The sequence below is a fragment of the Rahnella sp. PD12R genome (assembly GCF_019200965.1).
In the GTDB taxonomy this organism is placed as follows: domain Bacteria; phylum Pseudomonadota; class Gammaproteobacteria; order Enterobacterales; family Enterobacteriaceae; genus Rahnella; species Rahnella laticis.
On record NZ_JAHTMS010000005.1, the window covers coordinates 1 to 22,295 of the forward strand.

General features: G+C 51.2%; 21 protein-coding genes and 1 rRNA gene. 14 read left to right on the plus strand and 8 right to left on the minus strand.

Annotated elements, in window-relative coordinates; translation table 11 throughout:
• Positions 1–175: ribosomal RNA gene (locus KWG64_RS11125) — 16S ribosomal RNA — on the minus strand; the annotation flags it as partial.
• A gap of 513 nt (positions 176–688) precedes the next feature.
• Between KWG64_RS11125 and KWG64_RS11130 the strand changes: the two genes are divergently transcribed.
• Positions 689–1,378 carry a FadR/GntR family transcriptional regulator gene (locus KWG64_RS11130; RefSeq protein WP_195825548.1) on the plus strand — a complete coding sequence of 230 codons (690 nt, stop codon included), beginning with the start codon at positions 689–691 and terminating at the stop codon, positions 1,376–1,378.
• On the opposite strand, the gene rbsR is transcribed toward KWG64_RS11130, so the two are convergent.
• The 7 genes from rbsR to kup all read right to left on the minus strand — a co-directional run bounded on the left by rbsR (position 1,361) and on the right by kup (position 9,271).
• Positions 1,361–2,371 (minus strand): ribose operon transcriptional repressor RbsR, encoded by a 1,011-nt coding sequence (rbsR, locus tag KWG64_RS11135; RefSeq protein ID WP_218521922.1) that lies wholly within the window; start codon positions 2,369–2,371, stop codon positions 1,361–1,363. The two genes, KWG64_RS11130 and rbsR, sit on opposite strands and share 18 nt — an antisense overlap.
• A complete protein-coding gene (gene rbsK / locus KWG64_RS11140) occupies positions 2,372–3,301 on the minus strand; it encodes a ribokinase (RefSeq protein ID WP_218521923.1) in 930 nt (309 codons plus the stop codon). It lies immediately after the preceding gene.
• A 60-nt stretch (positions 3,302–3,361) separates the two neighbouring features.
• Positions 3,362–4,252 (minus strand): ribose ABC transporter substrate-binding protein RbsB, encoded by an 891-nt coding sequence (gene rbsB, locus KWG64_RS11145; RefSeq protein ID WP_152323778.1) that lies wholly within the window; start codon positions 4,250–4,252, stop codon positions 3,362–3,364.
• 23 nt (positions 4,253–4,275) lie between these two features.
• A complete protein-coding gene (gene rbsC, locus KWG64_RS11150; RefSeq protein WP_195814991.1) occupies positions 4,276–5,247 on the minus strand; it encodes a ribose ABC transporter permease in 972 nt (323 codons plus the stop codon).
• Between the two features lie 6 nt (positions 5,248–5,253).
• Complete coding sequence (gene rbsA, locus KWG64_RS11155; RefSeq protein WP_218521924.1) at positions 5,254–6,759, minus strand: ribose ABC transporter ATP-binding protein RbsA; 1,506 nt, start codon at positions 6,757–6,759, stop codon at positions 5,254–5,256.
• Between the two features lie 7 nt (positions 6,760–6,766).
• Entirely contained in the window at positions 6,767–7,186 is a 420-nt protein-coding gene (gene rbsD, locus KWG64_RS11160) for a D-ribose pyranase (RefSeq protein ID WP_195814989.1), read from the minus strand.
• Between the two features lie 216 nt (positions 7,187–7,402).
• Complete coding sequence (kup, locus tag KWG64_RS11165; RefSeq protein WP_195814988.1) at positions 7,403–9,271, minus strand: low affinity potassium transporter Kup; 1,869 nt, start codon at positions 9,269–9,271, stop codon at positions 7,403–7,405.
• Positions 9,272–9,538: 267 nt separating this feature from the next.
• On the opposite strand from kup, the gene ravA reads away from it, so the two are divergent.
• The 13 genes from ravA to atpG all read left to right on the plus strand — a co-directional run bounded on the left by ravA (position 9,539) and on the right by atpG (position 22,269).
• A complete protein-coding gene (ravA, locus tag KWG64_RS11170) occupies positions 9,539–11,047 on the plus strand; it encodes an ATPase RavA (protein WP_195825552.1) in 1,509 nt (502 codons plus the stop codon).
• 2 nt (positions 11,048–11,049) lie between these two features.
• Complete coding sequence (gene viaA, locus KWG64_RS11175) at positions 11,050–12,519, plus strand: ATPase RavA stimulator ViaA (RefSeq protein WP_218521925.1); 1,470 nt, start codon at positions 11,050–11,052, stop codon at positions 12,517–12,519.
• Positions 12,520–12,539: 20 nt separating this feature from the next.
• Entirely contained in the window at positions 12,540–13,001 is a 462-nt protein-coding gene (gene asnC, locus KWG64_RS11180) for a transcriptional regulator AsnC (RefSeq protein WP_095924057.1), read from the plus strand.
• Between the two features lie 89 nt (positions 13,002–13,090).
• Complete coding sequence (mioC, locus tag KWG64_RS11185; protein ID WP_195825555.1) at positions 13,091–13,534, plus strand: FMN-binding protein MioC; 444 nt, start codon at positions 13,091–13,093, stop codon at positions 13,532–13,534.
• A gap of 379 nt (positions 13,535–13,913) precedes the next feature.
• A complete protein-coding gene (mnmG, locus tag KWG64_RS11190) occupies positions 13,914–15,803 on the plus strand; it encodes a tRNA uridine-5-carboxymethylaminomethyl(34) synthesis enzyme MnmG (RefSeq protein WP_101077839.1) in 1,890 nt (629 codons plus the stop codon).
• A gap of 130 nt (positions 15,804–15,933) precedes the next feature.
• Entirely contained in the window at positions 15,934–16,554 is a 621-nt protein-coding gene (gene rsmG / locus KWG64_RS11195; protein ID WP_195814983.1) for a 16S rRNA (guanine(527)-N(7))-methyltransferase RsmG, read from the plus strand.
• Between the two features lie 649 nt (positions 16,555–17,203).
• Positions 17,204–17,602: a F0F1 ATP synthase subunit I gene (gene atpI / locus KWG64_RS11200; protein ID WP_195814982.1), complete on the plus strand. Its 399-nt coding sequence runs from the start codon at positions 17,204–17,206 to the stop codon at positions 17,600–17,602.
• Positions 17,603–17,624: 22 nt separating this feature from the next.
• Positions 17,625–18,407 carry a F0F1 ATP synthase subunit A gene (gene atpB / locus KWG64_RS11205; protein WP_195814981.1) on the plus strand — a complete coding sequence of 261 codons (783 nt, stop codon included), beginning with the start codon at positions 17,625–17,627 and terminating at the stop codon, positions 18,405–18,407.
• Positions 18,408–18,456: 49 nt separating this feature from the next.
• Positions 18,457–18,696: a F0F1 ATP synthase subunit C gene (gene atpE / locus KWG64_RS11210; protein WP_004093904.1), complete on the plus strand. Its 240-nt coding sequence runs from the start codon at positions 18,457–18,459 to the stop codon at positions 18,694–18,696.
• 65 nt (positions 18,697–18,761) lie between these two features.
• Positions 18,762–19,232: a F0F1 ATP synthase subunit B gene (gene atpF, locus KWG64_RS11215; protein ID WP_104923890.1), complete on the plus strand. Its 471-nt coding sequence runs from the start codon at positions 18,762–18,764 to the stop codon at positions 19,230–19,232.
• Between the two features lie 14 nt (positions 19,233–19,246).
• Positions 19,247–19,780 carry a F0F1 ATP synthase subunit delta gene (gene atpH, locus KWG64_RS11220; protein ID WP_152323765.1) on the plus strand — a complete coding sequence of 178 codons (534 nt, stop codon included), beginning with the start codon at positions 19,247–19,249 and terminating at the stop codon, positions 19,778–19,780.
• A 12-nt stretch (positions 19,781–19,792) separates the two neighbouring features.
• Positions 19,793–21,334 (plus strand): F0F1 ATP synthase subunit alpha, encoded by a 1,542-nt coding sequence (gene atpA / locus KWG64_RS11225; RefSeq protein ID WP_152323764.1) that lies wholly within the window; start codon positions 19,793–19,795, stop codon positions 21,332–21,334.
• Positions 21,335–21,405: 71 nt separating this feature from the next.
• Positions 21,406–22,269, plus strand: a complete 864-nt coding sequence (gene atpG / locus KWG64_RS11230) for a F0F1 ATP synthase subunit gamma (protein ID WP_152323763.1) — start codon at positions 21,406–21,408, stop codon at positions 22,267–22,269.
• Positions 22,270–22,295: the final 26 nt, after the last annotated feature.

Consider the following 22,295-nt stretch of genomic DNA (forward strand, 5'->3'; position numbering starts at 1 on the left):
GTATTAGCTACCGTTTCCAGTAGTTATCCCCCTCCATCAGGCAGTTTCCCAGACATTACTCACCCGTCCGCCGCTCGTCACCCAGAGAGCAAGCTCTCCCGTGCTACCGCTCGACTTGCATGTGTTAGGCCTGCCGCCAGCGTTCAATCTGAGCCATGATCAAACTCTTCAATTAAAAGTTCGATTTGCTTAAACAAGTTAAGCGGTGCTCAAAGTTTACTTTCGTAATAATTCAACTAAATGAATTACTGCTTGGTCACTCTAAGACTTGATATTTTTTGCCACCGAGGTGGCTGATATCGTCTTGTGAGTGCCCACACAGATTGTCTGATAAATTGTTAAAGAGCATGCCGCGGTTCGCAAGGAATCTTATGCGGCGCGGGAGGCGTATATTACGTTTTCCCGCTGAAGAGTCAAGAGATTATTCATTCGAACTTTCATCTTTTTCTCTTCCTGTCCGAGCGACTTGTCAGTCGTTGTTCCCGGTCAGTGGAGGCGCATTATAGGGAGTTCTCAGAAGGCCGCAACCCCTAATTTCAATTATTTTATCAACCGTTCACTAATTCAACAATTTCGCCCGAATTGGATAATAAACAATCTAAATCGGCCCAAAAAGCGTCAGTTTAAAGCCAGAGGCTGGCGTAAACTCTCCTTTATAATAAGAGAAAGACATTCAGGAATACCTTACATGCTACTCAATGCACATCAACAGGCTGCTCAACGCAACCTTTCTTATTTACTGGCGGAGAAGATTGCACAGCGCATTTTGTCTGGCGAGTATCCGGAGGGTTCTATCCTTCCTGGTGAAAACGAGCTGGGCGAGATTTTTGGCGTCAGCCGGACAGCAGTGCGTGAAGCGGTCAAAACGTTAACTGCAAAAGGGATGCTATTACCACGGCCACGTATTGGTACACGGGTGATGCCACAGTCCAGCTGGAATTTCCTCGATCAGGAATTACTGACCTGGTGGATGACGCGTGAGAACTTTGATGAGGTGATGGCGCATTTTATTGTTTTGCGCCGGGCGCTGGAGCCACAGGCTTGTGCTCTTGCGGCCATCTCAGCCACGCAGGAGCAAAAGCATCAGCTCTCTCTATATATGTCAGAGATGCGCCAGCTGCATAAGCGCTTTGACCGGGAACGCTGGATTACCGTCGATACACAGTTCCACCAGCTAATCTATGAAGCGGGAAAAAACCCTTTCCTGACTTCCTTTTCGAATTTGTTCAGTTCTGTCTACCAGAGTTATTTCCGGGCCATCACGGAGAATGAAGTTATCAGGCTGGAACATCATCAGCGCCTGACGGACGCAATCCTTGCAGGCAATGCGAAAGCCGCATTACAGGAATGCCAGCGTCTGTTACTTGCTGATGAGTGATCCCACGGACTGGCGTACAACCAGTTCCGGCGTCAGCACTAAAACCTGAGGCTCTGATTCAGGCTCTTGCAGACGATGTAATAATGCATCCACGGCCAGCTCCCCCAGAGAATCTTTCGGCTGATGGATGGTGGTTAACGGAGGCATCAGATATTGCGCCAGCTGAATGTCATCGTATCCCACGACAGCGACATCATCGGGCACGCGCAATCCGCGCTGATAAAGTGCCTGATAGACGCCCACGGCCATCGCATCATTGCTGGCAAAAACGGCATGAGGCGGTTCGGTCAACATCAGCAACTGCTCCATCGCCACCAGACCGCCGCCAAATTCAAAGTCACTGCTGACTTCATAACCCGGCAGGATCTCCAGCCCGGCTTTTTTCATGGCCTGACGATATCCGTTCAGCCGTTCCTGCGCCGTCGTTTTGTCCAGCGGGCCGGTAATGCAGGCAATACGGCTATATCCATGACGGATTAAATAGTCCGTCGCCATTTCTCCACCCAGCAACGCATTATCCTGAATCACATCGATTGAACCTTCAAACGGCGACCAGTCCATCATCACAATAGGTAATGAAGGATAACGGCTGATGGCATCTTTCGATGGCCGGTGATTTTCAGTACACATGATCAGTAACCCGTCGACGCGCTTTTGCAATAGCGTTTCCAGGCTGCGATTCATGCGTTCCGCGTCCCCGTCGGTGTTACAGAGGATCAGACTGTAGCCGCGTTCATAGCAACTACGCTCAACACCACGAACCACTTCGGAATAAAACGGGTTACTGCTGGCGGTCAGCAACATTCCGATGGTGCGGGTTTGATTGAGTTTAAGGCTTCGGGCTAACGCGGAAGGGGCATAGTTAAGTTGTTCAACAGCGGCATTCACTTTGTCGGCAATGGATTCGCTGACAAAGCGATTTTTATTGATGACATGAGAGACTGTAGAGGTTGAAACGCCCGCGAGGCGGGCGACATCTTTCATGGTGGCCAATCAGGCCTCCTGTTGAGCAAGAAAATCGTCGATTTCTTTACGCCACGGAACCGAGGGCTGCGCGCCAGGACGTGTTACGGCTATCGCGGCAGCGGCATGGGCAAAACGCACGGCGCTGTCCATGGCTTTGCCTTCAAGCAACGCAGTGACTAATGCACCGTTGAAGGTATCACCGGCGGCGATGGTATCCACTGCTTTGACGCTGAACCCGGCAACCTGCTTACCTTCACCGTTCTGGCTGAGCCATACACCTTTACTTCCCATCGTAATAATGACCGTCGCGATACCTTTATCATGCAATACGCGGGCGGCGCGTGTGGCGTCATCATTATTTTCGACTTTAATCCCCGTCAGCTTTTCAGCTTCGGTTTCGTTCGGGGTGATCATATCCACCCGCGCCAGCAATTCATCTGGTAGTTCACAGGCCGGTGCCGGATTAAGGATAACCTGCGTGTTATTGTCTTTAGCCAGCTTCGCCGCTGCAATAACCGTTTCCAGCGGAGATTCCAGCTGCATCAGCAAGGCTGAAGCGTCAATTACGTTTTGTTTGTAACGCTCAAGATAATCAGGCGTGACGGCTTTATTTGCCCCTGCATCGATACCAATGACATTCTCACCTTCCGCATTCACAAAAATCAGCGCTACGCCGGTGGTTGTCTCTTTAATGGCTTCGATAGGTTGCGTATTAATGTGGTCACTCGCCAGCTGCTTGCGAACACGCTCGCCAATATCGTCATCACCGACACAGGCAATAAATGAAATATCAGCGCCACTGCGACCGGCGGCGACCGCCTGGTTTGCACCTTTGCCGCCGAAAGCCACGGTGTATTGCTTACCGATTACGGTTTCACCCGGTTGCGGGAAATGGTTGATATTCAAAATATGGTCGGCATTGATACTGCCGAGAACCACCAGTTTGCCTGTCTTCACGTGTTGCTCCCTGAGTTAAATAGCGCCCCCTTAAGGAGGCGCGCAGATACAGCGTCAGTATTACGGCTGAGCAACCAGTTTCAAATCAACAGGGATAACCGCCGGAACTTTTTCGCCTTTCAGCACTTTATCTGCGGTTTGGACGCCGATTACGCCGATTTGTTCAGGGCGTTGTGCCACGGTAGCGCCCATTTTGCCGCCATTGACCGCTTTGATGCCGTCTTCTGTGCCGTCGAAACCGACAACCAGCACGTCAGTTTTACCGGCAGTCTGCAGGGCACGCAATGCGCCGAGTGCCATTTCATCATTCTGAGCAAAGACCGCCTGCACGTCCTGATGCGCAGTCAGCAGGTTTTGCATAACGTTCAGACCTTTGGTGCGGTCGAAGTCAGCAGGCTGGCTGGCGAGGATCTGGAAGTGGTGTTTTTCAGCGGCCTGAGCGAAACCTTTACCACGTTCGCGGGCAACAGACGTCCCGGCAATCCCTTCCAGTTCGATAACTTTCGCGTTATCGCCCAGTTTCTTAGCAATGTAATCACCCGCCATCTGGCCGCCAAAGGCGTTATCAGAAGCAACGTGGCTGGCTACAACGCCCTTGGTCGCCTGACGGTCAAGGGTGATCACCGGGATTTTCGCCTGATTTGCCATCGCGACGGCGTTACCTACCGCGTCAGAATCGGTCGGGTTGATGAGCATCAGCTTAGTGCCACGAACGGTCAGGTCCTGCACGTTGGCCAGTTCTTTCGCCGGGTTGTTCTGAGAATCAAGAACCACCAGGTTGTAGCCCAGTTTATCGGCTTCTTTTTGCGCGCCGTCTTTCATGGAAACGAAGAACGGGTTATTCAAAGTTGAAACGACCAGCGCAATGGTATCTTTCGCCAGAACGTTTGCACTGAAGGAAGCGGTGATCGCTGCGGCGGAAACCCAGACAGCCAGTTTTTTCATATTCATGGTCATAAGTCCTGTAGGAGAGTTTATTTGTTGCTTTTGTTATCCACCAGAACCGCCAGCAGAATGACGACTGCTTTTACGATCATCTGGTAGTAGGAAGAAACACCTAATAAGTTCAAACCGTTATTCAGGAAGCCAAGGATCAAAGCACCGATCAGGGTGCCGACAATACGTCCTTTCCCGCCGGAGAGGCTGGTTCCCCCTAATACCACAGCGGCAATCGCATCCAGCTCGTAACCGGTACCTGCGTTAGGCTGCGCAGAAGACAGACGCGCCACTTCGATGATGCTGGCCAGAGCCGCCAGCAATCCGCACAGGGAGTAGACGATTATTTTGACTTTATCGACACTGATACCTGACAGACGCGTGGCAGATTCATTACCGCCCAGTGCGTAGATATAACGCCCTAAGCGTGTGTGATGGAGCATGTACCAGGCGGCAATAAACACTACGGCCATCAGCCAGACCGGCGTCGGAATGCCCAGCGGACGTCCGATACCAAACCAGCCGAATACGTCTGCCACATCGTTAAAACCGGTGCTGATCGGGCTGCCGTTGGTATAAACCATCGTGATACCGCGCAGCAGTAACATCATGACCAGCGTGGCGATAAACGCCTGCACCTTGCCTTTAGCGACAATCAACCCCGTGACAGCGCCGACACCGGCACCCAGCGCCAGCGCGCCCGCCACAGCAACCAGCGCATTAACTTCCAGCCCGACAATTGAAGCGGCAACCGCACCGGTCAGCGCCAGCAAAGAGCCGACAGACAAATCGATGCCGGAAGTCAGAATAACCAGCGTCATGCCCACGGCCATAATGGCGTTGACCGACGTCTGCTGAAGAATATTGAACAGGTTATTAACCGTGAAGAAATTCGGGCTCATGGAGGAAACCACGGCAATCAACACCAGCAGCGCAATCAGAGACTTTTGCTCCAACAACCACTCTTTACTGATCCAGCGCTTTTTGGCTGGCAATGTCTGAGAACTCATATCTGATTACTCCTGCGTCACGCCGTATTGCTTGCCGACAGCGGCTGCCATCAGCACTTCTTGCGTTGCCTGTTCTATCGGGAATTCACCGCTCAAATGGCCTTCATGCATCACTAAAATCCGGTCGCTCATGCCGATGACTTCCGGCATTTCCGAGGAGACTATAATGATGCTCAGCCCTTCGCGCTTGAACTGGTTAATAAGCTGGTAAATCTCTTTTTTCGCGCCAACATCAACGCCGCGTGTCGGTTCGTCGAGGATCAGAACTTTTGGCCGCGTCATTAATCCGCGGGCAATCGCCACTTTTTGCTGATTCCCGCCGGAAAGCAGGCCAATGGTCTGCATCATTGAAGGCGTTTTGATATTGAAGAGACGGATGAAATCGCCCACAGCCTGTTGCTCATCGGCATGTTTCAAACGCCCGCCGCCGTGGCTGAAATAGCGCAACGCGGTCAGTGACATGTTTTCTTTCACTGACATCCCGAGCACCAAACCATCGCGCTTACGGTCTTCGGAAATGTAGACGATGCCGTTTGCCAGCCCGTCCTGCGGAGAATGTGTGACGATCTCGCGGCCATCCAGCGAAACGTAACCACTTTTACGTGGCAACGCGCCGTAGAGAATTTTCATCAGTTCAGTACGGCCCGCGCCCATCAGTCCGGACACGCCGAGGATTTCGCCGCTGTGAAGTTCAAAGCTGACATTATCCACGCCCGGACCGCATAAATTACGGACCTGCAAACGCAGTGCGCCGCGTTCGTGGTTTATGCGCGGGTACTGCTCTTCGAGACGACGGCCCACCATCATTTCGATCAGCGTATCTTCTTGCAGCTCGCTGACCGGACGTTCGGCAATAAACTGACCGTCGCGGAATACGGTGACGTCATCGCAAATCTCAAAAATCTCTTTCAGGCGGTGGGAGATATACACCACGCCACATCCGGCGGCTTTCAGTTCGCGAATGACGTTAAATAAAGAAGCCGTTTCGGTATCGGTGAGCGCATCCGTCGGCTCATCCATAATGATGACTTTGGATTCAAAGCTCAGCACTTTGGCGATCTCAACCATCTGCTGGTCGCCAATCGATAATTCACCAACCAGCCGGTCGCTTTTGTAACGCAGATTCAGACGCGCCAGCAGTTTATCGGCTTCGGCGTACATCTTCTTCCAGTTGATGCGCCCAAAGCCGTTGACGAACTCACGGCCAAGAAAGATGTTTTCAGCGATAGTCAGCTGTGGGATCAGGTTTAATTCCTGATGGATGATGCCAATCCCCGCTTCCTGAGAAGCTTTAGGGCCATTGAAGGTGGTTTCCTTGCCAAGAAACTGTACTGAGCCGGCATCTTTCTGGTAGATGCCGGTCAGCACTTTCATCATGGTGGACTTGCCCGCGCCGTTTTCTCCCACCAGCGCCATCACACGTCCCGGATAAACGCTGAGCGCCGCGCCGGAAAGTGCTTTTACGCCGGGAAAGGCTTTATCAATCCCTGTCAGTTTCAGCAAAGGTTGCATAAAGGCCTCAGAAGGTTACGCCGGCACACAGAATAACGTTCGCGTAAGGCGAACATTCCCCGCTGCGGATTACAGCCCGACTTTTTTCGCTTTGCGCTTTGAACGCCTCATGACTGACGTAATCCAAAGCAATGGTGTTTCCCTGGTGTTGTTCGAGTTGTGTCAATTGGGCGAGCAACGCTTCATGGAGTTGAGGATTTTTAGTGAGGATTTCCTCGGCGAGGATAGCCCGCTCAACCTGCATCTCGTGTGTCACTACCTCAAAGACTTGTAAAAAGGTGGGGACTCCCTGGGTTAGCGCCAGATCGATGCGTTGGCAAGCTGCTGGCACCGGAAGACCGGCATCGCCAATAACCAGCTGATCGGTATGACCTAACCGGGCAATAACATTTGAGATTTCGGCATTTAATAGCGGTGACTTCTTCATTGTTAACTCCTACAGCGAAACGTTTCGCTCACGGATGAGTTTATGAGACTCGCAGAACTTGGCAATGAAGATGTGATGGAATTGTGATCAACGTCGAAACGTTTCGCTGAACGTTTCGTAAAACGCAGATCAATTTGAGTTAGCGATTAAATAAAGGGAGAAGGCTGAAATAAAACAGGGCACCCGAAGGTGCCCTGTTCACAGCAGAATGGGAAATCAGATTTCCACCTGCGTACCAAGTTCTATCACACGGTTCGGCGGGATCTCAAACTGGTCCGGCGCGCGCAGGGCATTACGGCTCAGCGCCATAAACAGTTTGCCGCGGAAATACAGATACCACGGACGCTTGGTAAGGATCAGCGATTCGTGCGACATAAAGAATGAGGTTTCCATCATCCTGCATGGCAATCCCTCCAGACCACAGCGGTGGAAGACTTCTTCCACATTCGGCGTTTCTTTAAATCCGTAACTCGCGACCACGCGCCAGAATGTCGGAGAAAGCTGCTCAATGGTGACGCGCCGGACGTTATGCACATAAGGCGCATCTTCCGTTCGCAACGTCAGCAGGACAACTCGCTCATGTAACACTTTGTTGTGCTTGAGGTTATGCAGCAGCGCAAACGGGATCACGTTGATGGCGCGCGACATATAAACCGCAGTCCCCGGAACACGAACCGGCGGTGATTTCTCCAGTGATGCAATCATCGCTTCGAGAGAATTCCCGTGCTCGTTCATGCGGCGCATAAGACGAAAACGCTCGCTTTTCCAGGTGGTCATGACGATGAACATGCACAGACCCAGCGTCAGCGGCAGCCAGCCACCGGAGAACAGTTTCGTGGCGTTCGCAGCGAACAGCGGGATATCCATGAACAACAAGGCAATCAGCAAAAGCCCGACCAGGAACGGTTTCCAGTGCCAGTTTTTAAGCGCCACCGTGCAGGAAAGAATGCTGGTCAGCACCATGGTGCCGGTGACGGCAATACCATACGCCGCCGCCAGGTTACTCGAATGCTCAAAGCTGGCGATGACGATCACCACAGCAAAATACAGCAACCAGTTAATCGCAGGAATGTAGATCTGCCCCGCTTCCATTTCGGAGGTGTGAATGATGCGCATCGGCGGTAAATAGCCCAAACGCACAGCCTGACGGGTCAGGGAGAACACACCGGAGATAACAGCCTGAGACGCGATGATGGTCGCCAGCGTCGCCAGAATCAGTAAAGGAATCAGCGCCCAGTCGGGTGCCAGCAGGAAGAACGGGTTTTTGATCGACTCCGGGTTTTTCAGCAGCAACGCGCCCTGACCGAAGTAATTCAGCACCAGAGAAGGCAATACCACGGTAAACCAGGCCAGACGGATCGGGAATTTCCCGAAGTGCCCCATATCGGCATACAACGCTTCTACCCCTGTGATCGACAGAACGACCGCGCCGAGCGCCAGGAAGGAGAAGGATTTATGCTCAATAAAGAAGTTAACCGCCCACATCGGGTTCATGGCGCGCAGCACTTCCGGGTTCTGCATGATGCTGTTCACACCGAGAACCGCCAGCGACAGGAACCACAGCAACATTACCGGTGCAAAGAGTTTGCCCACAATGCCGGTGCCGTGCTTTTGAATAATGAAGAGCAACGTCAGGACAGTAATAGAAAGAGGGACGATATAAGGATCAAGGGCAGGCGCGGCGATTTCCAGACCTTCCATCGCGGAAAGCACTGAGATAGCCGGCGTGATGACCACTTCGCCATAGAAGAAGCTGCCCCCAATCAGGCCGAGGATCACCAGAACGGCGGTGGTACGTGCCGACGTATTTCTGCCAGCCAGAGACATCAGCGTAAGAATACCGCCTTCACCTGCGTTGTCTGCCCGCATCACGTAAGTGAGGTATTTGAGCGAAACAATGAGGATTAACATCCAGAAAATCAGAGAGAGAAAACCAAAAACGACGCTGGGTTCAACGTTGAAACCATAGTGACCAGAAAAGCACTCTCTTAAGGTATAGAGAGGACTGGTACCAATGTCGCCATAGACCACACCAATGGCGGCCAGGGTTACTGCTGGGAGTGACCGTTTATGTTCAGTGCTCATATTTCGTTTCTTTTTTGCTCGAACATCCGTAAGCGATGCGTGCGCTCAGTCTTATGATGCCCACTAAAAGGCGCACAGTATGCACGAATAAATCAGATTGCCTACCCTTAAATGTGCAGCTAAACCGCCATTCAGATGAACGCGGTCACAATTTTGATAATAGAAAATTTTTAGTAATCAACAAGCTATAGCGATAAAAATAAACGTGGCATATCGTCATAAGCCAGTACACTATTCAACAACTAAATGGAAACCGGAAGAGACAGTATGGCGCAATCCCCCCTTCTGGCAGAACGGATAGCCCGTCTTGCTAACGCATTAGAACATGGCCTGTACGAGAGGCAAGATGCCATACGCCTGTGCCTGCTGGCGGCCCTGTGCGGCGAGAGCGTTTTTCTGCTCGGCCCGCCCGGCATCGCGAAAAGCCTGATCGCCCGTCGCCTGAAATTTGCCTTCCGCCATGCGCGTGCTTTTGAATACCTGATGACGCGCTTTTCCACCCCGGAAGAAGTCTTTGGTCCGCTCTCGATTCAGGCCCTGAAAGATGAAGGCCGCTATCTGCGTCTGACCGAAGGTTATCTGCCGGAAGCGGAAATTGTCTTCCTTGATGAGATCTGGAAAGCGGGTCCCGCCATCCTTAATACCTTGCTGACGGCCATCAACGAACGCCGTTTCCGTAATGGCGAGCGCGAAGAACCGATTCCGCTGCGTTTGCTGGTCAGCGCTTCCAACGAATTGCCTGAAGCCGACGGCGGCCTGGAAGCATTGTATGACCGCATGCTGATTCGCCTGTGGCTGGATAAAGTGCAGGATAAGCAGAATTTCCGCTTACTGCTAACCAGCCGTAACAATGAAAGCACCAATCCGGTGGCGGAATCCCTGAGTATCAGCGATGAAGAATACCAACAATGGCAGCCGGAGATCGATAAAGTCAATCTTTCAGACAGTTGCTTTGAACTGGTGTTTCAGCTTCGCCAGCGCCTTGATGCACTCGACACGGCGCCTTATGTTTCTGACCGTCGCTGGAAAAAAGCACTCCGCCTGTTGCAGGCCTGCGCCTTCTTCAGCGGCCGGAATACTATCACCCCGATAGATCTGATTCTGCTGAAAGATTGCCTCTGGCATGACCTGAATACCTATCAGCTGCTGCAAACCCAAATAGAGCAACTGATCACTGAACAGGCTTATCAGCAGCAAACCTTGCTGATGAAAATCCAGCAACTCAATCAGCAATGGATGCAATACCAGCAGCAACAAAGCTCACGCCAGTCGATTAAGCTGAGCAAAAAAGCCGGTATTTTCAGCCGTAAGCCACAATACAGCCTGCCGGATGCGCTCGTTGCCAGCGGAGTGACGCTATTACTGCAAACGCCTTTGCATCTGCACGAGATTAAAGTCACGCATCTGCTTTTTGAACGCAGCGTTCTTGAAGAGTGGATAAATAAAGGTGGTGTTCTGAAAGCCAAACTTAACGGGATTGGTTTTGTTCAAACGATTGATGCCGAAATCGATGATAAGCAGCAATTGCTGGTGCTGGATGTCAGCCGCCAAAGTACGCCGCTGACGCTGCCGGGCAACGAGCACATCGCGGTGCCGGACGAAATGAAAAATACGCTGAATGACCTGACTGCAAAACTCGCTCAGCAAAGACATGAGTTCGGCCAGCAGCAGAACTGCCTGTTTGTTCCCGCGGCGTGGATGGCAAAGATTGAAGCCAGCCTGTTACAGGTTTCTGAACAGCTGCGCCTCCAGCAACAAACCTTCAGCGGCCACTGATCGTGTTTACCCTGGAATCACTGGATCTTCTGCTGGCCATCAGCGAAGGGGAACTGATTGAGGAACTGATCGTCGGGTTACTGGCCGCGCCAGCCCTGGCAGTTTTCTTCGAGAAGTTTCCGCGGCTCAAACGCGCTCTGACCCGGGATCTTCCTGAGTGGAAATTACGCCTGCGTCAGAGGATCCACGAAACCCCGGTGCCCCCGGATCTGGCAAAAGAGTTTTATCTCTATCAGCATTGTCAGCAAACTGATGCCGTGGCGTTTCAGTCAGAGCTGGGCTCCCTGCTTGATGAGCTGGCGCGGCTGAATTCACCGTTTGCGACCGAAGCCCGTACTTTACGGGACAATAATGAAACCTCCCGCACGGCGCAAACCGGTAACAGCTTTCAGACCTTATTCCTCCAGCGCTGGCGCCTGAACCTGACATTCCAGACGGTGAACGTTCATCATCAGTTGCTCGAACAGGAGCAGGAACAGCTTCAGGAAGAATTGCTACAACGTCTCGAGCTGAGCAGCGAGTTGTCTCCTTTATTAGCAGAGAACGATACCGCCGCAGGCCGGTTGTGGGACATGAGTAAAGGAAAGCGTCTTCGAGGCGATATCCAGTCGCTGGCACGTTTTGGCGCTTTCCTCCAGCAGCAGCCGGAACTGATGAAACTGGCAGAACAGCTCGGGCGCAGCCAGACGGTGAAAACGAGCCCGCATGAAGATGCCAAAATGGAAACGCACCGGCTGATGGTTCGCGAGCCGGCGACGGTGCCGGAAGAAGTGAATGGCATTCATCAGAGCGATGACATTTTGCGTCTGATGCCCACCGAGCTGGGCACTCTGGGCATCCCTGAACTGGAATATGAATTTTACCGGCGTCTGCTGGAAAAACGCCTGATGACCTACCGGCTGCAAGGCGACGTCTGGTGCGAAAAAGTCGTAAAACGTCCGGTGGTCTATCAGCAGCAGGAGCCACAGCCGCGTGGCCCATTTGTGGTCTGCGTGGACACGTCAGGTTCGATGGGCGGCTTCAATGAGCAATGTGCGAAAGCATTCTGCCTGGCGCTGCTGAAAATCGCGCTCGCCGATAACCGTAAGTGTTACATCATGCTGTTTGCCAGCGAAGTGATCCATTACGAGCTGACTTCTGCAGGCGGGCTGGATCAGGCGTTACGCTTTCTCGGGCAGCATTTCCGCGGCGGTACCGATCTGGCCGCCTGCCTCAATGCCACGCTGGACAAACTGGCCTCTCCGCAATGGCACGACGCAGATGCGGTCGTCATCTCAGATTTTATTGCCCAGCGCTTACCCGATGAGGTGCAGAGAAAAGTAAAATTGCTGCAACGGGAAAAACAGCACCGTTTCCACGCGCTGGCAATGTCACACTACGGAAAGCCCGGAATCCTGCGCATATTCGATCATATCTGGCGCTTTGATACCGGCGTTAAAAGCCGCGTTCAGCGACGCTGGCAGAGAAATTAAGCTTAAAGAGAAAGAAAACCATGACTGAAATCTATCAGCTCGACGAGCTGGATCGCGGGATTCTGAACGCGTTGATGGAAAATGCCCGCACACCTTACGCTGAGCTGGCTAAAGTGTTTACCGTCAGCCCGGGAACCATTCACGTACGCGTCGAGAAGATGAAGCAGGCAGGCATCATTACTGGCGCACATATCACCGTGAATCCAAAGCAGCTGGGTTATGACGTTTGCTGCTTTATTGGCATAATTCTCAAAAGTGCCAAGGATTATCCGTCCGCGCTGAAAAAGCTCGAGAGTATAGAAGAAGTGGTGGAAGCCTATTACACCACCGGCCATTACAGCATCTTCATTAAGATCATGTGCCGCTCCATTGATTCCCTCCAGCACGTACTTATCAACAAGATCCAGACCATTGACGAGATCCAGTCTACGGAAACCCTGATCTCCCTGCAGAACCCCATAACACGGACTATCCAGCCCTGAACATCCATTTCTATACCCCTATTATCCACAGGTAGATCCCAGCTCATTCACAGCGTACAATAGCCTCCTTTTCTCGGGTTGAGAGCACAATGGCAGACATTACCCTGATCAGTGGCAGTACGCTTGGCAGCGCCGAATATGTGGCAGAACACGTGGCAGAGAAACTGGAAGAAGCCGGTTTTTCTACCGAGATGTTTCATGGCCCGGAGCTGTATGAAGTCCCGCAGGACGGGATCTGGCTGATGGTGTGTTCAACACACGGTGCGGGTGAACTGCCTGACAATTTGCAGCCCTTTTTGGAACAGCTGGAAGATCAGCAACCCGATCTGTCCAAAGTGCGTTTTGGTGCCTTAGGTTTAGGCAGCAGCGAATATGACACCTTCTGTGGTGCGATCGGCGCTTTGGATCGGAAACTGACCTCATTAGGGGCTAAACGGATCGGTGATCGTCTTGAGATCGACGTGACTCAACACGAAATTCCTGAAGATCCCGCTGAGGTTTGGGTCCTTAACTGGATTAATTTGATCAAATAAGTGTAAATTTCAGGCGATCAGATGTGGATAACTATGCTTAAAAGCAGGGTAAAACCCGTAGTTATCCCTATAACAACTCCTGTACTCTTTTCATGCTGTGCATAACTCTCAATTCTGATCCCAGCTTATACTGGCCAGGATCACCGATCATTCACAGCATTGGATCCTTCTTAGCATCTTGATCTTCTTAAACAAAAGAGACTTATGCACAGAGGATCGCGATCCTAATAGAAGTATTAATAAGAGATCTTTAAATAAAAAAGATCTTCTTTTAATTAGTGAAGATCCCCGGGGACTTGTGGAACCTCTAAACTTGAGTAGAATCCCTCCTCCCAACGCCATACAAAGAAAGTTCGCTTGAACGCCGAGGTGCAGTCGCATGTTTTATCCGGATCAATTTGACGTCATCATCATAGGTGGTGGTCATGCAGGTACTGAAGCCGCCATGGCTTCTGCACGCATGGGACGTCAGACCTTATTATTAACCCACAATATCGACACGCTCGGACAAATGTCGTGTAACCCGGCGATTGGCGGGATCGGGAAGGGACATCTGGTTAAAGAAGTGGACGCACTGGGCGGACTGATGGCCACTGCTATCGATCATGCGGGCATTCAGTTTAGGATACTAAACGCAAGCAAAGGCCCTGCCGTAAGGGCAACCCGTGCTCAGGCAGACCGCGTGCTTTACCGCCAGGCTGTCCGTACTGCGCTAGAAAATCAGCCGAACCTGATGATCTTCCAGCAACCCGTTGAAGACCTGATCGTCGAAAACGATCGTGTCGTGGGTGCTGTGACCAAAATGGGGCTTAAATTCCGCGCTAAGGCCGTTGTGCTGACCGTCGGGACTTTCCTGGACGGGAAGATCCATATCGGTCTGGAGAACTACAGCGGCGGCCGTGCAGGGGATCCTCCTGCGATCTCTTTGTCACAGCGTTTGCGTGAATTGCCATTACGCGTAAACCGTCTGAAAACCGGTACACCGCCGCGTATTGATGCACGCTCCATTGATTTCAGTGTTCTTGCGCAACAACACGGCGATAATCCGGCGCCGGTATTCTCGTTCATGGGGAACGTGTCGCAGCATCCGCGCCAGATCCCATGCTACATGACCTACACCAACGAAAAAACGCATGATGTGATCCGCAATAATCTGGATCGCAGCCCGATGTATGCCGGGATCATCGAAGGGATCGGCCCGCGTTATTGCCCGTCGATCGAAGATAAAGTCATGCGTTTTGCCGATCGAAATTCTCATCAGATCTTCCTTGAACCGGAAGGCCTGACCAGCAATGAAGTCTATCCAAACGGAATTTCGACCAGCCTGCCATTTGACGTTCAGATGCAAATCGTCCGCTCAATGCAGGGGATGGAAAATGCGGTGATCGTTCGTCCTGGCTACGCTATCGAATACGATTTCTTCGATCCTCGTGATTTGAAACCGACGCTGGAAAGCAAATTTATCGCCGGTCTGTTCTTTGCCGGGCAAATTAACGGCACCACCGGTTACGAAGAAGCTGCCGCACAGGGCCTGCTGGCCGGTATGAATGCCGCACGCAGCGCCAGCGAACAAGAAGGCTGGGCACCACGTCGCGATCAGGCTTACCTTGGCGTTCTGGTTGACGATTTGTGCACACTGGGCACCAAAGAACCCTACCGTATGTTTACGTCTCGTGCTGAATATCGTCTGATGCTACGCGAAGACAATGCCGATTTACGTCTGACTGAAAAAGGCCGTGAACTCGGTCTGGTTGATGACGCCCGCTGGGCACGTTTCAACCAGAAGCTGGAAATGATTGAACAAGAACGTCAGCGCCTGCGTGGGATCTGGGTCAATCCTCACCACGCTCAGGTTGAAGAGATTAACGCGCATCTTTCTGCACCGCTTTCGAAAGAAGCCAGCGCCGAAGAGTTGCTGCGTCGTCCTGAGATGACTTACGAACTGATCACGCGTCTCTCTCCGTTTGCCCCGGCAGTTCCTGATGTCCAGGCGGCAGAACAGGTTGAGATTCAGATTAAGTACGAAGGCTATATCGCCCGTCAGCAGGAAGAGATCGAAAAACAACAGCGCAACGAAAACACTGTGTTGCCTGTCGATCTTGATTACCGCCAGGTGAACGGTCTGTCGAACGAAGTGATTGCCAAGCTCAACGATCACAAACCGACATCTATCGGTCAGGCTTCGAGGATCTCCGGCATTACACCGGCTGCGATCTCCATTTTGCTGATCTGGCTTAAAAAACAGGGCTTACTGCGCCGCAGTGCCTGAACCACATCTTTAATGACCGCTCTTTAAACTCGAAGAGCGGTCAATTCTTGCTTTTCCCACTTTTCTGGCTGTTTTATCATTTCTAAACCGGGCTGTTACCGGCATATCGACTCTGTCTGAGGATTTCACTGTGCAAAAGAAACTGGACTCGCTGCTTGCTGCGGCAGGAATAGCGTTACCCGATCAGCAAAAACATCAACTGATTGGCTATGTCGAACTGCTGCATAAGTGGAACAAGGCTTACAACCTGACTTCTGTCCGTGACCCGATGCAGATGCTGGTGCGCCATATTATGGACAGCATTGTGGTGAACGAACATTTGCAAGGCAGCCGTTTCATTGATGTGGGAACCGGTCCTGGCCTGCCAGGCATTCCGCTCGCCATTGTCCGCCCTGATTCACATTTCACGCTGCTGGACAGCCTGGGTAAACGCGTACGCTTCCTGCGTCAGGTTCAGCATGAGCTGGGTCTGAAGAACATCGAGCCGGTACAAAGCCGCGTTGAAGAGTTTGAGCCAGAGCCACCCTTTGATGGCGTGATCAGCCGTGCATTTGCCTCGTTGCAGGATATGTTGTCATGGTGCCACCATCTTCCTCAGAAAGGGCAGGGGCGTTTTTATGCCCTGAAAGGCGTGCGTCCTGATGATGAGCTCAACGTGCTGCCGGAAGGTATCACTCTGGAAAACGTCATAAAATTGCAGGTCCCGGAACTTGACGGAGAACGTCATCTGGTAATTCTGACTGCAAACTAAAGTTGAGTTTTATCAAATAATCCTTAAAAAACGTGTGTGTTATCAGAGTTAAAATGAGCAGGCTAATTAAATAGCGTCAACGGCCTGTCAATTACTGATTTTTTACACACTGATAGCATTTCAGTGATGTTTTTATTTTAATCCAGGACGTAATAGTCACTTTTGAAATTGAACAATCGGCAACCTGCTGATATTCAACTTGTAATGAAAATGTTGTTATTTGTTGGGTTGTTGTATCAATAAATCGTGCCTATTTTTAAATAAGATTGATTATCAAACATGAGATTATTAACGATCTGATTTATATAGCTTTTAAAAGGCCTGATTAGCTAAAGACATTCAAACAACGCAAGGTATATAAAGAGGTCTGGGTTAATTATGTGATCCAGTGCACGCTTCTTTGTCAGGTGATGAAATAACCGAAGCAAAGTAAAAAGGGCAAATTCAGCTATAGTTTGGTGGTCAAAATAGTGATGAAGCGGAAAATTTAAATAATTGTTCACCTTTTCGCTACTTATCCATTGAATTCGTTCCAGTGCACCGTATAATTTGCTCGGTTTTTGCTGCTTGACTCAAAACAGTAAAGGCAGTGATATACGGCCTTCAGAATACCTCCAGCTAGGTACTTGATACGGAGAGAACAAACGTCATGTCTGTATCCGGTATTTTACACAGTGCCAATAGTGTGAAGGTTGCCAGAAAGCTGTTAATACTGCAGTTATTGACCTTTGTTCTGCTCAGTGCTGTATTTGGCTTTAAAAGCCTGGAATGGACCACATCGGCCCTTATGGGTGGTTTGGCCGCCTGGGTGCCAAATGTACTGTTTATGCTGTTTGCATGGCGCCACCAGGCGCAAACAACGGTCTCTGGACGGGTTGCCTGGTCCTTTGCTATCGGGGAAGCGCTGAAGGTTCTGGTTACGGTGATCTTAATGATTGTCGCACTTGGCCTGTTTAAGGCGGCTTTTGCTCCGTTGGGGTTGGCCTATTTATCGGTGTTGATGACTCAGATTTTGGCACCGGCCGTCATTAACAGTTACCGTACTTAACTACTAAAGGGTAAGAGGCATCATGTCTGCATCAGGAGAAATCTCTACTCCACAAGAGTATATCGGTCACCATCTGACTCAGCTTCAGATCGGGACGGGATTCTGGTCGATTAACATCGATTCGATGTTTTTCTCCGTGTTCCTCGGAGTACTCTTTCTGGTTATTTTCCATCGCGTAGCCAAAAACGCCACCAGCGGTGTTCCGGGTAAGCTGCAAACTGCAGTTGAACTGGTCGTTGGTTTCGTCGACAGCAGCGTGCGTGACATGTATCACGGCAAAAGCAAAGTGATTGCACCTCTCGCGCTGACCGTCTTCGTCTGGGTGTTTATGATGAACCTGATGGATTTGCTGCCAATCGATTTGCTGCCGTACATCGGTGAACACATCTTTGGTCTGCCAGCGCTGCGTGTGGTTCCAACGGCTGACGTGAACATCACGTTATCCATGGCACTTGGCGTATTCATTCTGATTCTTTTCTATAGCATTAAGATGAAAGGCTTTGGCGGTTTCATTAAAGAACTGACAATGCAGCCATTCAATCATCCGGTTTTCATTCCAATTAACCTGATTCTTGAAGGTGTCAGCCTGCTGTCTAAACCAGTTTCACTGGGTCTGCGACTGTTTGGCAATATGTATGCGGGTGAGTTGATCTTCATCCTTATTGCTGGCCTGTTGCCGTGGTGGTCACAGTGGATCCTGAATGTGCCTTGGGCCATTTTCCACATCCTGATCATTACGCTACAAGCCTTTATTTTCATGGTTCTGACGATTGTCTATCTCTCGATGGCATCTGAAAAACACTGATTTTCTTTCAACACTACTGCGTTTTAACTGAAACAAACTGGAGACTGTCATGGAAAACCTGAGTATGGATCTGCTGTACATGGCTGCCGCTGTGATGATGGGCCTGGCGGCAATCGGTGCTGCGATCGGTATCGGCATCTTGGGTGGTAAATTCTTGGAAGGTGCTGCACGTCAGCCTGACCTGATCCCTCTGTTGCGTACACAGTTCTTTATCGTTATGGGTCTGGTCGATGCAATCCCAATGATTGCTGTTGGTCTGGGTCTGTACGTGATGTTTGCTGTCGCCTAACACTGAGTTCGCTCAGCGTTAAACGAACTACATCAAATATTTCACTTTGAAAGAGGCATTGTGCTGTGAATCTTAACGCAACAATCCTCGGCCAGGCTATCGCGTTTGTCCTGTTTGTCGTGTTCTGTATGAAGTACGTATGGCCGCCAATTATGGCTGCCATCGAAAAACGTCAGAAAGAGATTTCTGAAGGTTTATCTTCTGCAGAACGTGCAAAAAAAGAACTGGATTTAGCGCAAGCCGATGCGACCGACCAACTGAAGAAAGCCAAAGCTGAAGCTCAGGTAATCATCGACCAGGCGAACAAGCGTAAAGCACAGATCGTCGACGAAGCGAAGACCGAAGCCGAGCAGGAACGTAACAAGATCGTAGCGCAAGCTAAGGCAGAGATTGACGCCGAACGCCAACGCGCCCGCGAAGAGTTGCGTAAACAGGTCGGGATTTTGGCCATTGCTGGCGCCGAGAAGATCATCGAACGTTCCGTGGATGAAGCTGCTAACAGCGACATCGTTGATAAACTGGTCGCTGAACTGTAAGGAGGGAGGGGCTGATGTCTGAATTTGTAACTGTAGCTCGCCCCTACGCCAAAGCAGCTTTTGACTTTGCCGTTGAGCACCAAAGCTTAGATCGCTGGCAGTCCATGTTAGCGTTCACGGCTGAAGTCACGCGCAATGAACAGATTGAAGAACTGCTTTCCGGTGCTAGCGCGCCAGAAACTTTGTCTAAAACGTTTATTGCCGTATGTGGTGAACAACTCGACGACGCAGGCCAGAACCTGATTAAGGTAATGGCCGAAAATGGACGTTTACGCGTTCTTCCTGAAGTGTTGCAGCAGTTCATCGAACTGCGCGCCTCACTGGAGGCGATTGCTGAAGTTGATGTGACCTCAGCAAATCCACTGACGGAAGAACAGCAGGCAAAAATTGCTGCTGCGATGGAAAAACGTCTGTCTCGCAAAGTTAAGCTGAATTGCAAAATTGACAAGTCTGTTCTTGCCGGTGTCATTATCCGTGCAGGTGATATGGTGATTGATGGCAGCGTTCGCAGTCGTCTTGAACGCCTGGCAGACGTCTTGCAGTCTTAAGGGGACTGGAGCATGCAACTGAATTCCACCGAAATCAGCGAACTGATAAAGCAGCGCATTGCTCAGTTCAATGTAGTGAGCGAAGCTCACAATGAAGGTACTATCGTTTCCGTCAGTGACGGGATCATCCGCGTGCACGGCCTGGCCGATGTCATGCAAGGCGAAATGATTGCGCTGCCGGGTAACCGCTACGCTATCGCCCTGAACCTGGAGCGCGACTCTGTAGGTGCCGTTGTCATGGGCCCTTACGCTGACCTCGCCGAAGGTATGAAAGTAAAATGTACTGGCCGTATCCTGGAAGTTCCCGTTGGCCGTGGCCTGCTGGGCCGCGTTGTTAACACCCTGGGTGCGCCAATTGACGGTAAAGGTCCGGTAGAGCACGACGGCTTCTCAGCTGTTGAAGCAATCGCACCGGGCGTTATCGAACGCCAATCCGTAGACCAGCCTGTGCAGACAGGTTATAAGTCCGTTGACGCCATGATCCCAATCGGTCGTGGTCAGCGTGAACTGGTCATCGGTGACCGTCAAACCGGTAAAACTGCTCTGGCCATTGATGCGATCATCAACCAGCGCGATTCCGGCATCAAATGTATCTATGTGGCTATCGGCCAGAAAGCGTCCACCATTTCTAACGTGGTTCGTAAACTGGAAGAGCACGGCGCACTGGCAAACACCATCGTTGTTGTTGCAACTGCATCAGAATCTGCTGCACTGCAATACCTGGCACCGTACTCCGGTTGCGCAATGGGTGAATACTTCCGTGACCGCGGCGAAGACGCACTGATCGTTTATGATGACCTGTCTAAACAGGCTGTTGCTTACCGTCAGATTTCCCTGCTGCTTCGTCGTCCACCAGGTCGTGAAGCTTACCCAGGCGACGTTTTCTATCTCCACTCCCGTCTGCTGGAACGTGCTGCGCGTGTAAACGCCGATTACGTTGAAGCATTCACTAAGGGTGAAGTGAAAGGCAAAACGGGTTCCCTGACTGCGCTTCCAATCATTGAAACGCAAGCAGGCGACGTTTCCGCGTTCGTTCCGACTAACGTAATTTCGATTACCGATGGTCAGATCTTCCTGGAATCAAACCTGTTCAACGCCGGTATTCGTCCTGCGGTTAACCCGGGTATTTCGGTATCCCGTGTTGGTGGTGCTGCTCAGACTAAGATCATGAAAAAACTGTCCGGTGGTATTCGTACCGCTCTGGCACAGTACCGTGAACTGGCTGCGTTCTCGCAGTTCGCATCTGATCTGGATGAGGCAACCCGTAAACAGCTGAATCACGGTCAGAAAGTGACTGAGTTGCTGAAACAGAAACAATACGCTCCGATGTCCATCGTTGCGCAGTCTCTGATCATCTTCGCAGCAGAACGTGGTTATCTGGAAGACGTTGAGTTGTCCAAAGTCGGTAGCTTCGAAGCGGCACTGTTGGCTTATGCTGACCGTGAGCACGGCGAGCTTCTGCAGCAAATCAACCAAACTGGTGCGTACAACGATGAGATCGAGGGGAAATTCAAAAATATCCTCGATACCTTCAAAGCAACCCAGTCCTGGTAATACTAAACGGCCCTGCTGCCCTGCTTTTAGCAGATAAGCAGCAGGCCGTTTGGTCATGAGGAGAAGCAGAGATGGCCGGCGGAAAAGAGATACGTAGTAAGATCGGCAGCGTGCAGAACACGCAAAAGATCACTAAAGCGATGGAAATGGTCGCCGCCTCCAAAATGCGTAAAACGCAGGATCGCATGGCGGCCAGCCGTCCTTATGCAGAAACCATTCGTGAAGTGATTGGTCACCTCGCGCTCGGGAATCTGGAATACAAGCACCCTTACCTGGATGAGCGTGAAGTTAAACGCGTCGGGTATCTGGTGGTGTCTACCGACCGTGGTCTTTGTGGTGGTCTGAACATTAACTTGTTCAAAAAACTGCTCACAGAGATGAAAGATTGGTCCGCGAAAGGCGTTGAGGTTGACTTAGCCCTGATCGGTTCCAAAGCAGCTTCTTTCTTCGGATCCGTTGGGGGCAACGTTGTTGCTCAGGTGACTGGCATGGGGGATAACCCTTCCCTGTCAGAGCTGATCGGACCGGTGAAAGTGATGTTGCAAGCTTTCGACGAAGGTCGTTTAGACAAGTTATGCGTTGTTAGCAATAAATTCGTCAATACCATGTCTCAGGAACCACGCATCGTTCAGTTGTTGCCTCTGCCACCGGCAGAAGACGGCGAACTGGCGAAGAAATCCTGGGATTACCTGTATGAGCCAGACCCTAAAGCACTGCTGGATACCCTCCTGCGCCGCTATGTGGAATCTCAGGTTTATCAGGGCGTCGTAGAAAACCTGGCCAGCGAACAGGCCGCGCGAATGGTAGCGATGAAAGCCGCAACCGATAACGGCGGCAGCCTGATCAAAGAGCTGCAGTTGGTATACAACAAAGCTCGTCAGGCCAGCATCACTCAGGAACTCACCGAGATCGTCGGGGGAGCCTCCGCGGTTTAAGCTAGGTTTACGAATTACGTAGAGGA

Coding starts and splice junctions, on each gene's coding strand:
- rbsB (WP_152323778.1), bottom strand. CDS start 4,252: ATGAATATGAAAAAACTGGCTGTCTGGGTTTCCGCCGCAGCGATCACC.
- kup (WP_195814988.1), bottom strand. CDS start 9,271: ATGAGCACTGAACATAAACGGTCACTCCCAGCAGTAACCCTGGCCGCC.
- asnC (WP_095924057.1), top strand. CDS start 12,540: ATGACTGAAATCTATCAGCTCGACGAGCTGGATCGCGGGATTCTGAAC.
- rbsD (WP_195814989.1), bottom strand. CDS start 7,186: ATGAAGAAGTCACCGCTATTAAATGCCGAAATCTCAAATGTTATTGCC.
- rbsC (WP_195814991.1), bottom strand. CDS start 5,247: ATGAGTTCTCAGACATTGCCAGCCAAAAAGCGCTGGATCAGTAAAGAG.
- rbsA (WP_218521924.1), bottom strand. CDS start 6,759: ATGCAACCTTTGCTGAAACTGACAGGGATTGATAAAGCCTTTCCCGGC.
- atpA (WP_152323764.1), top strand. CDS start 19,793: ATGCAACTGAATTCCACCGAAATCAGCGAACTGATAAAGCAGCGCATT.
- mioC (WP_195825555.1), top strand. CDS start 13,091: ATGGCAGACATTACCCTGATCAGTGGCAGTACGCTTGGCAGCGCCGAA.
- atpH (WP_152323765.1), top strand. CDS start 19,247: ATGTCTGAATTTGTAACTGTAGCTCGCCCCTACGCCAAAGCAGCTTTT.
- mnmG (WP_101077839.1), top strand. CDS start 13,914: ATGTTTTATCCGGATCAATTTGACGTCATCATCATAGGTGGTGGTCAT.
- atpG (WP_152323763.1), top strand. CDS start 21,406: ATGGCCGGCGGAAAAGAGATACGTAGTAAGATCGGCAGCGTGCAGAAC.
- atpE (WP_004093904.1), top strand. CDS start 18,457: ATGGAAAACCTGAGTATGGATCTGCTGTACATGGCTGCCGCTGTGATG.
- atpI (WP_195814982.1), top strand. CDS start 17,204: ATGTCTGTATCCGGTATTTTACACAGTGCCAATAGTGTGAAGGTTGCC.
- KWG64_RS11130 (WP_195825548.1), top strand. CDS start 689: ATGCTACTCAATGCACATCAACAGGCTGCTCAACGCAACCTTTCTTAT.
- atpB (WP_195814981.1), top strand. CDS start 17,625: ATGTCTGCATCAGGAGAAATCTCTACTCCACAAGAGTATATCGGTCAC.
- ravA (WP_195825552.1), top strand. CDS start 9,539: ATGGCGCAATCCCCCCTTCTGGCAGAACGGATAGCCCGTCTTGCTAAC.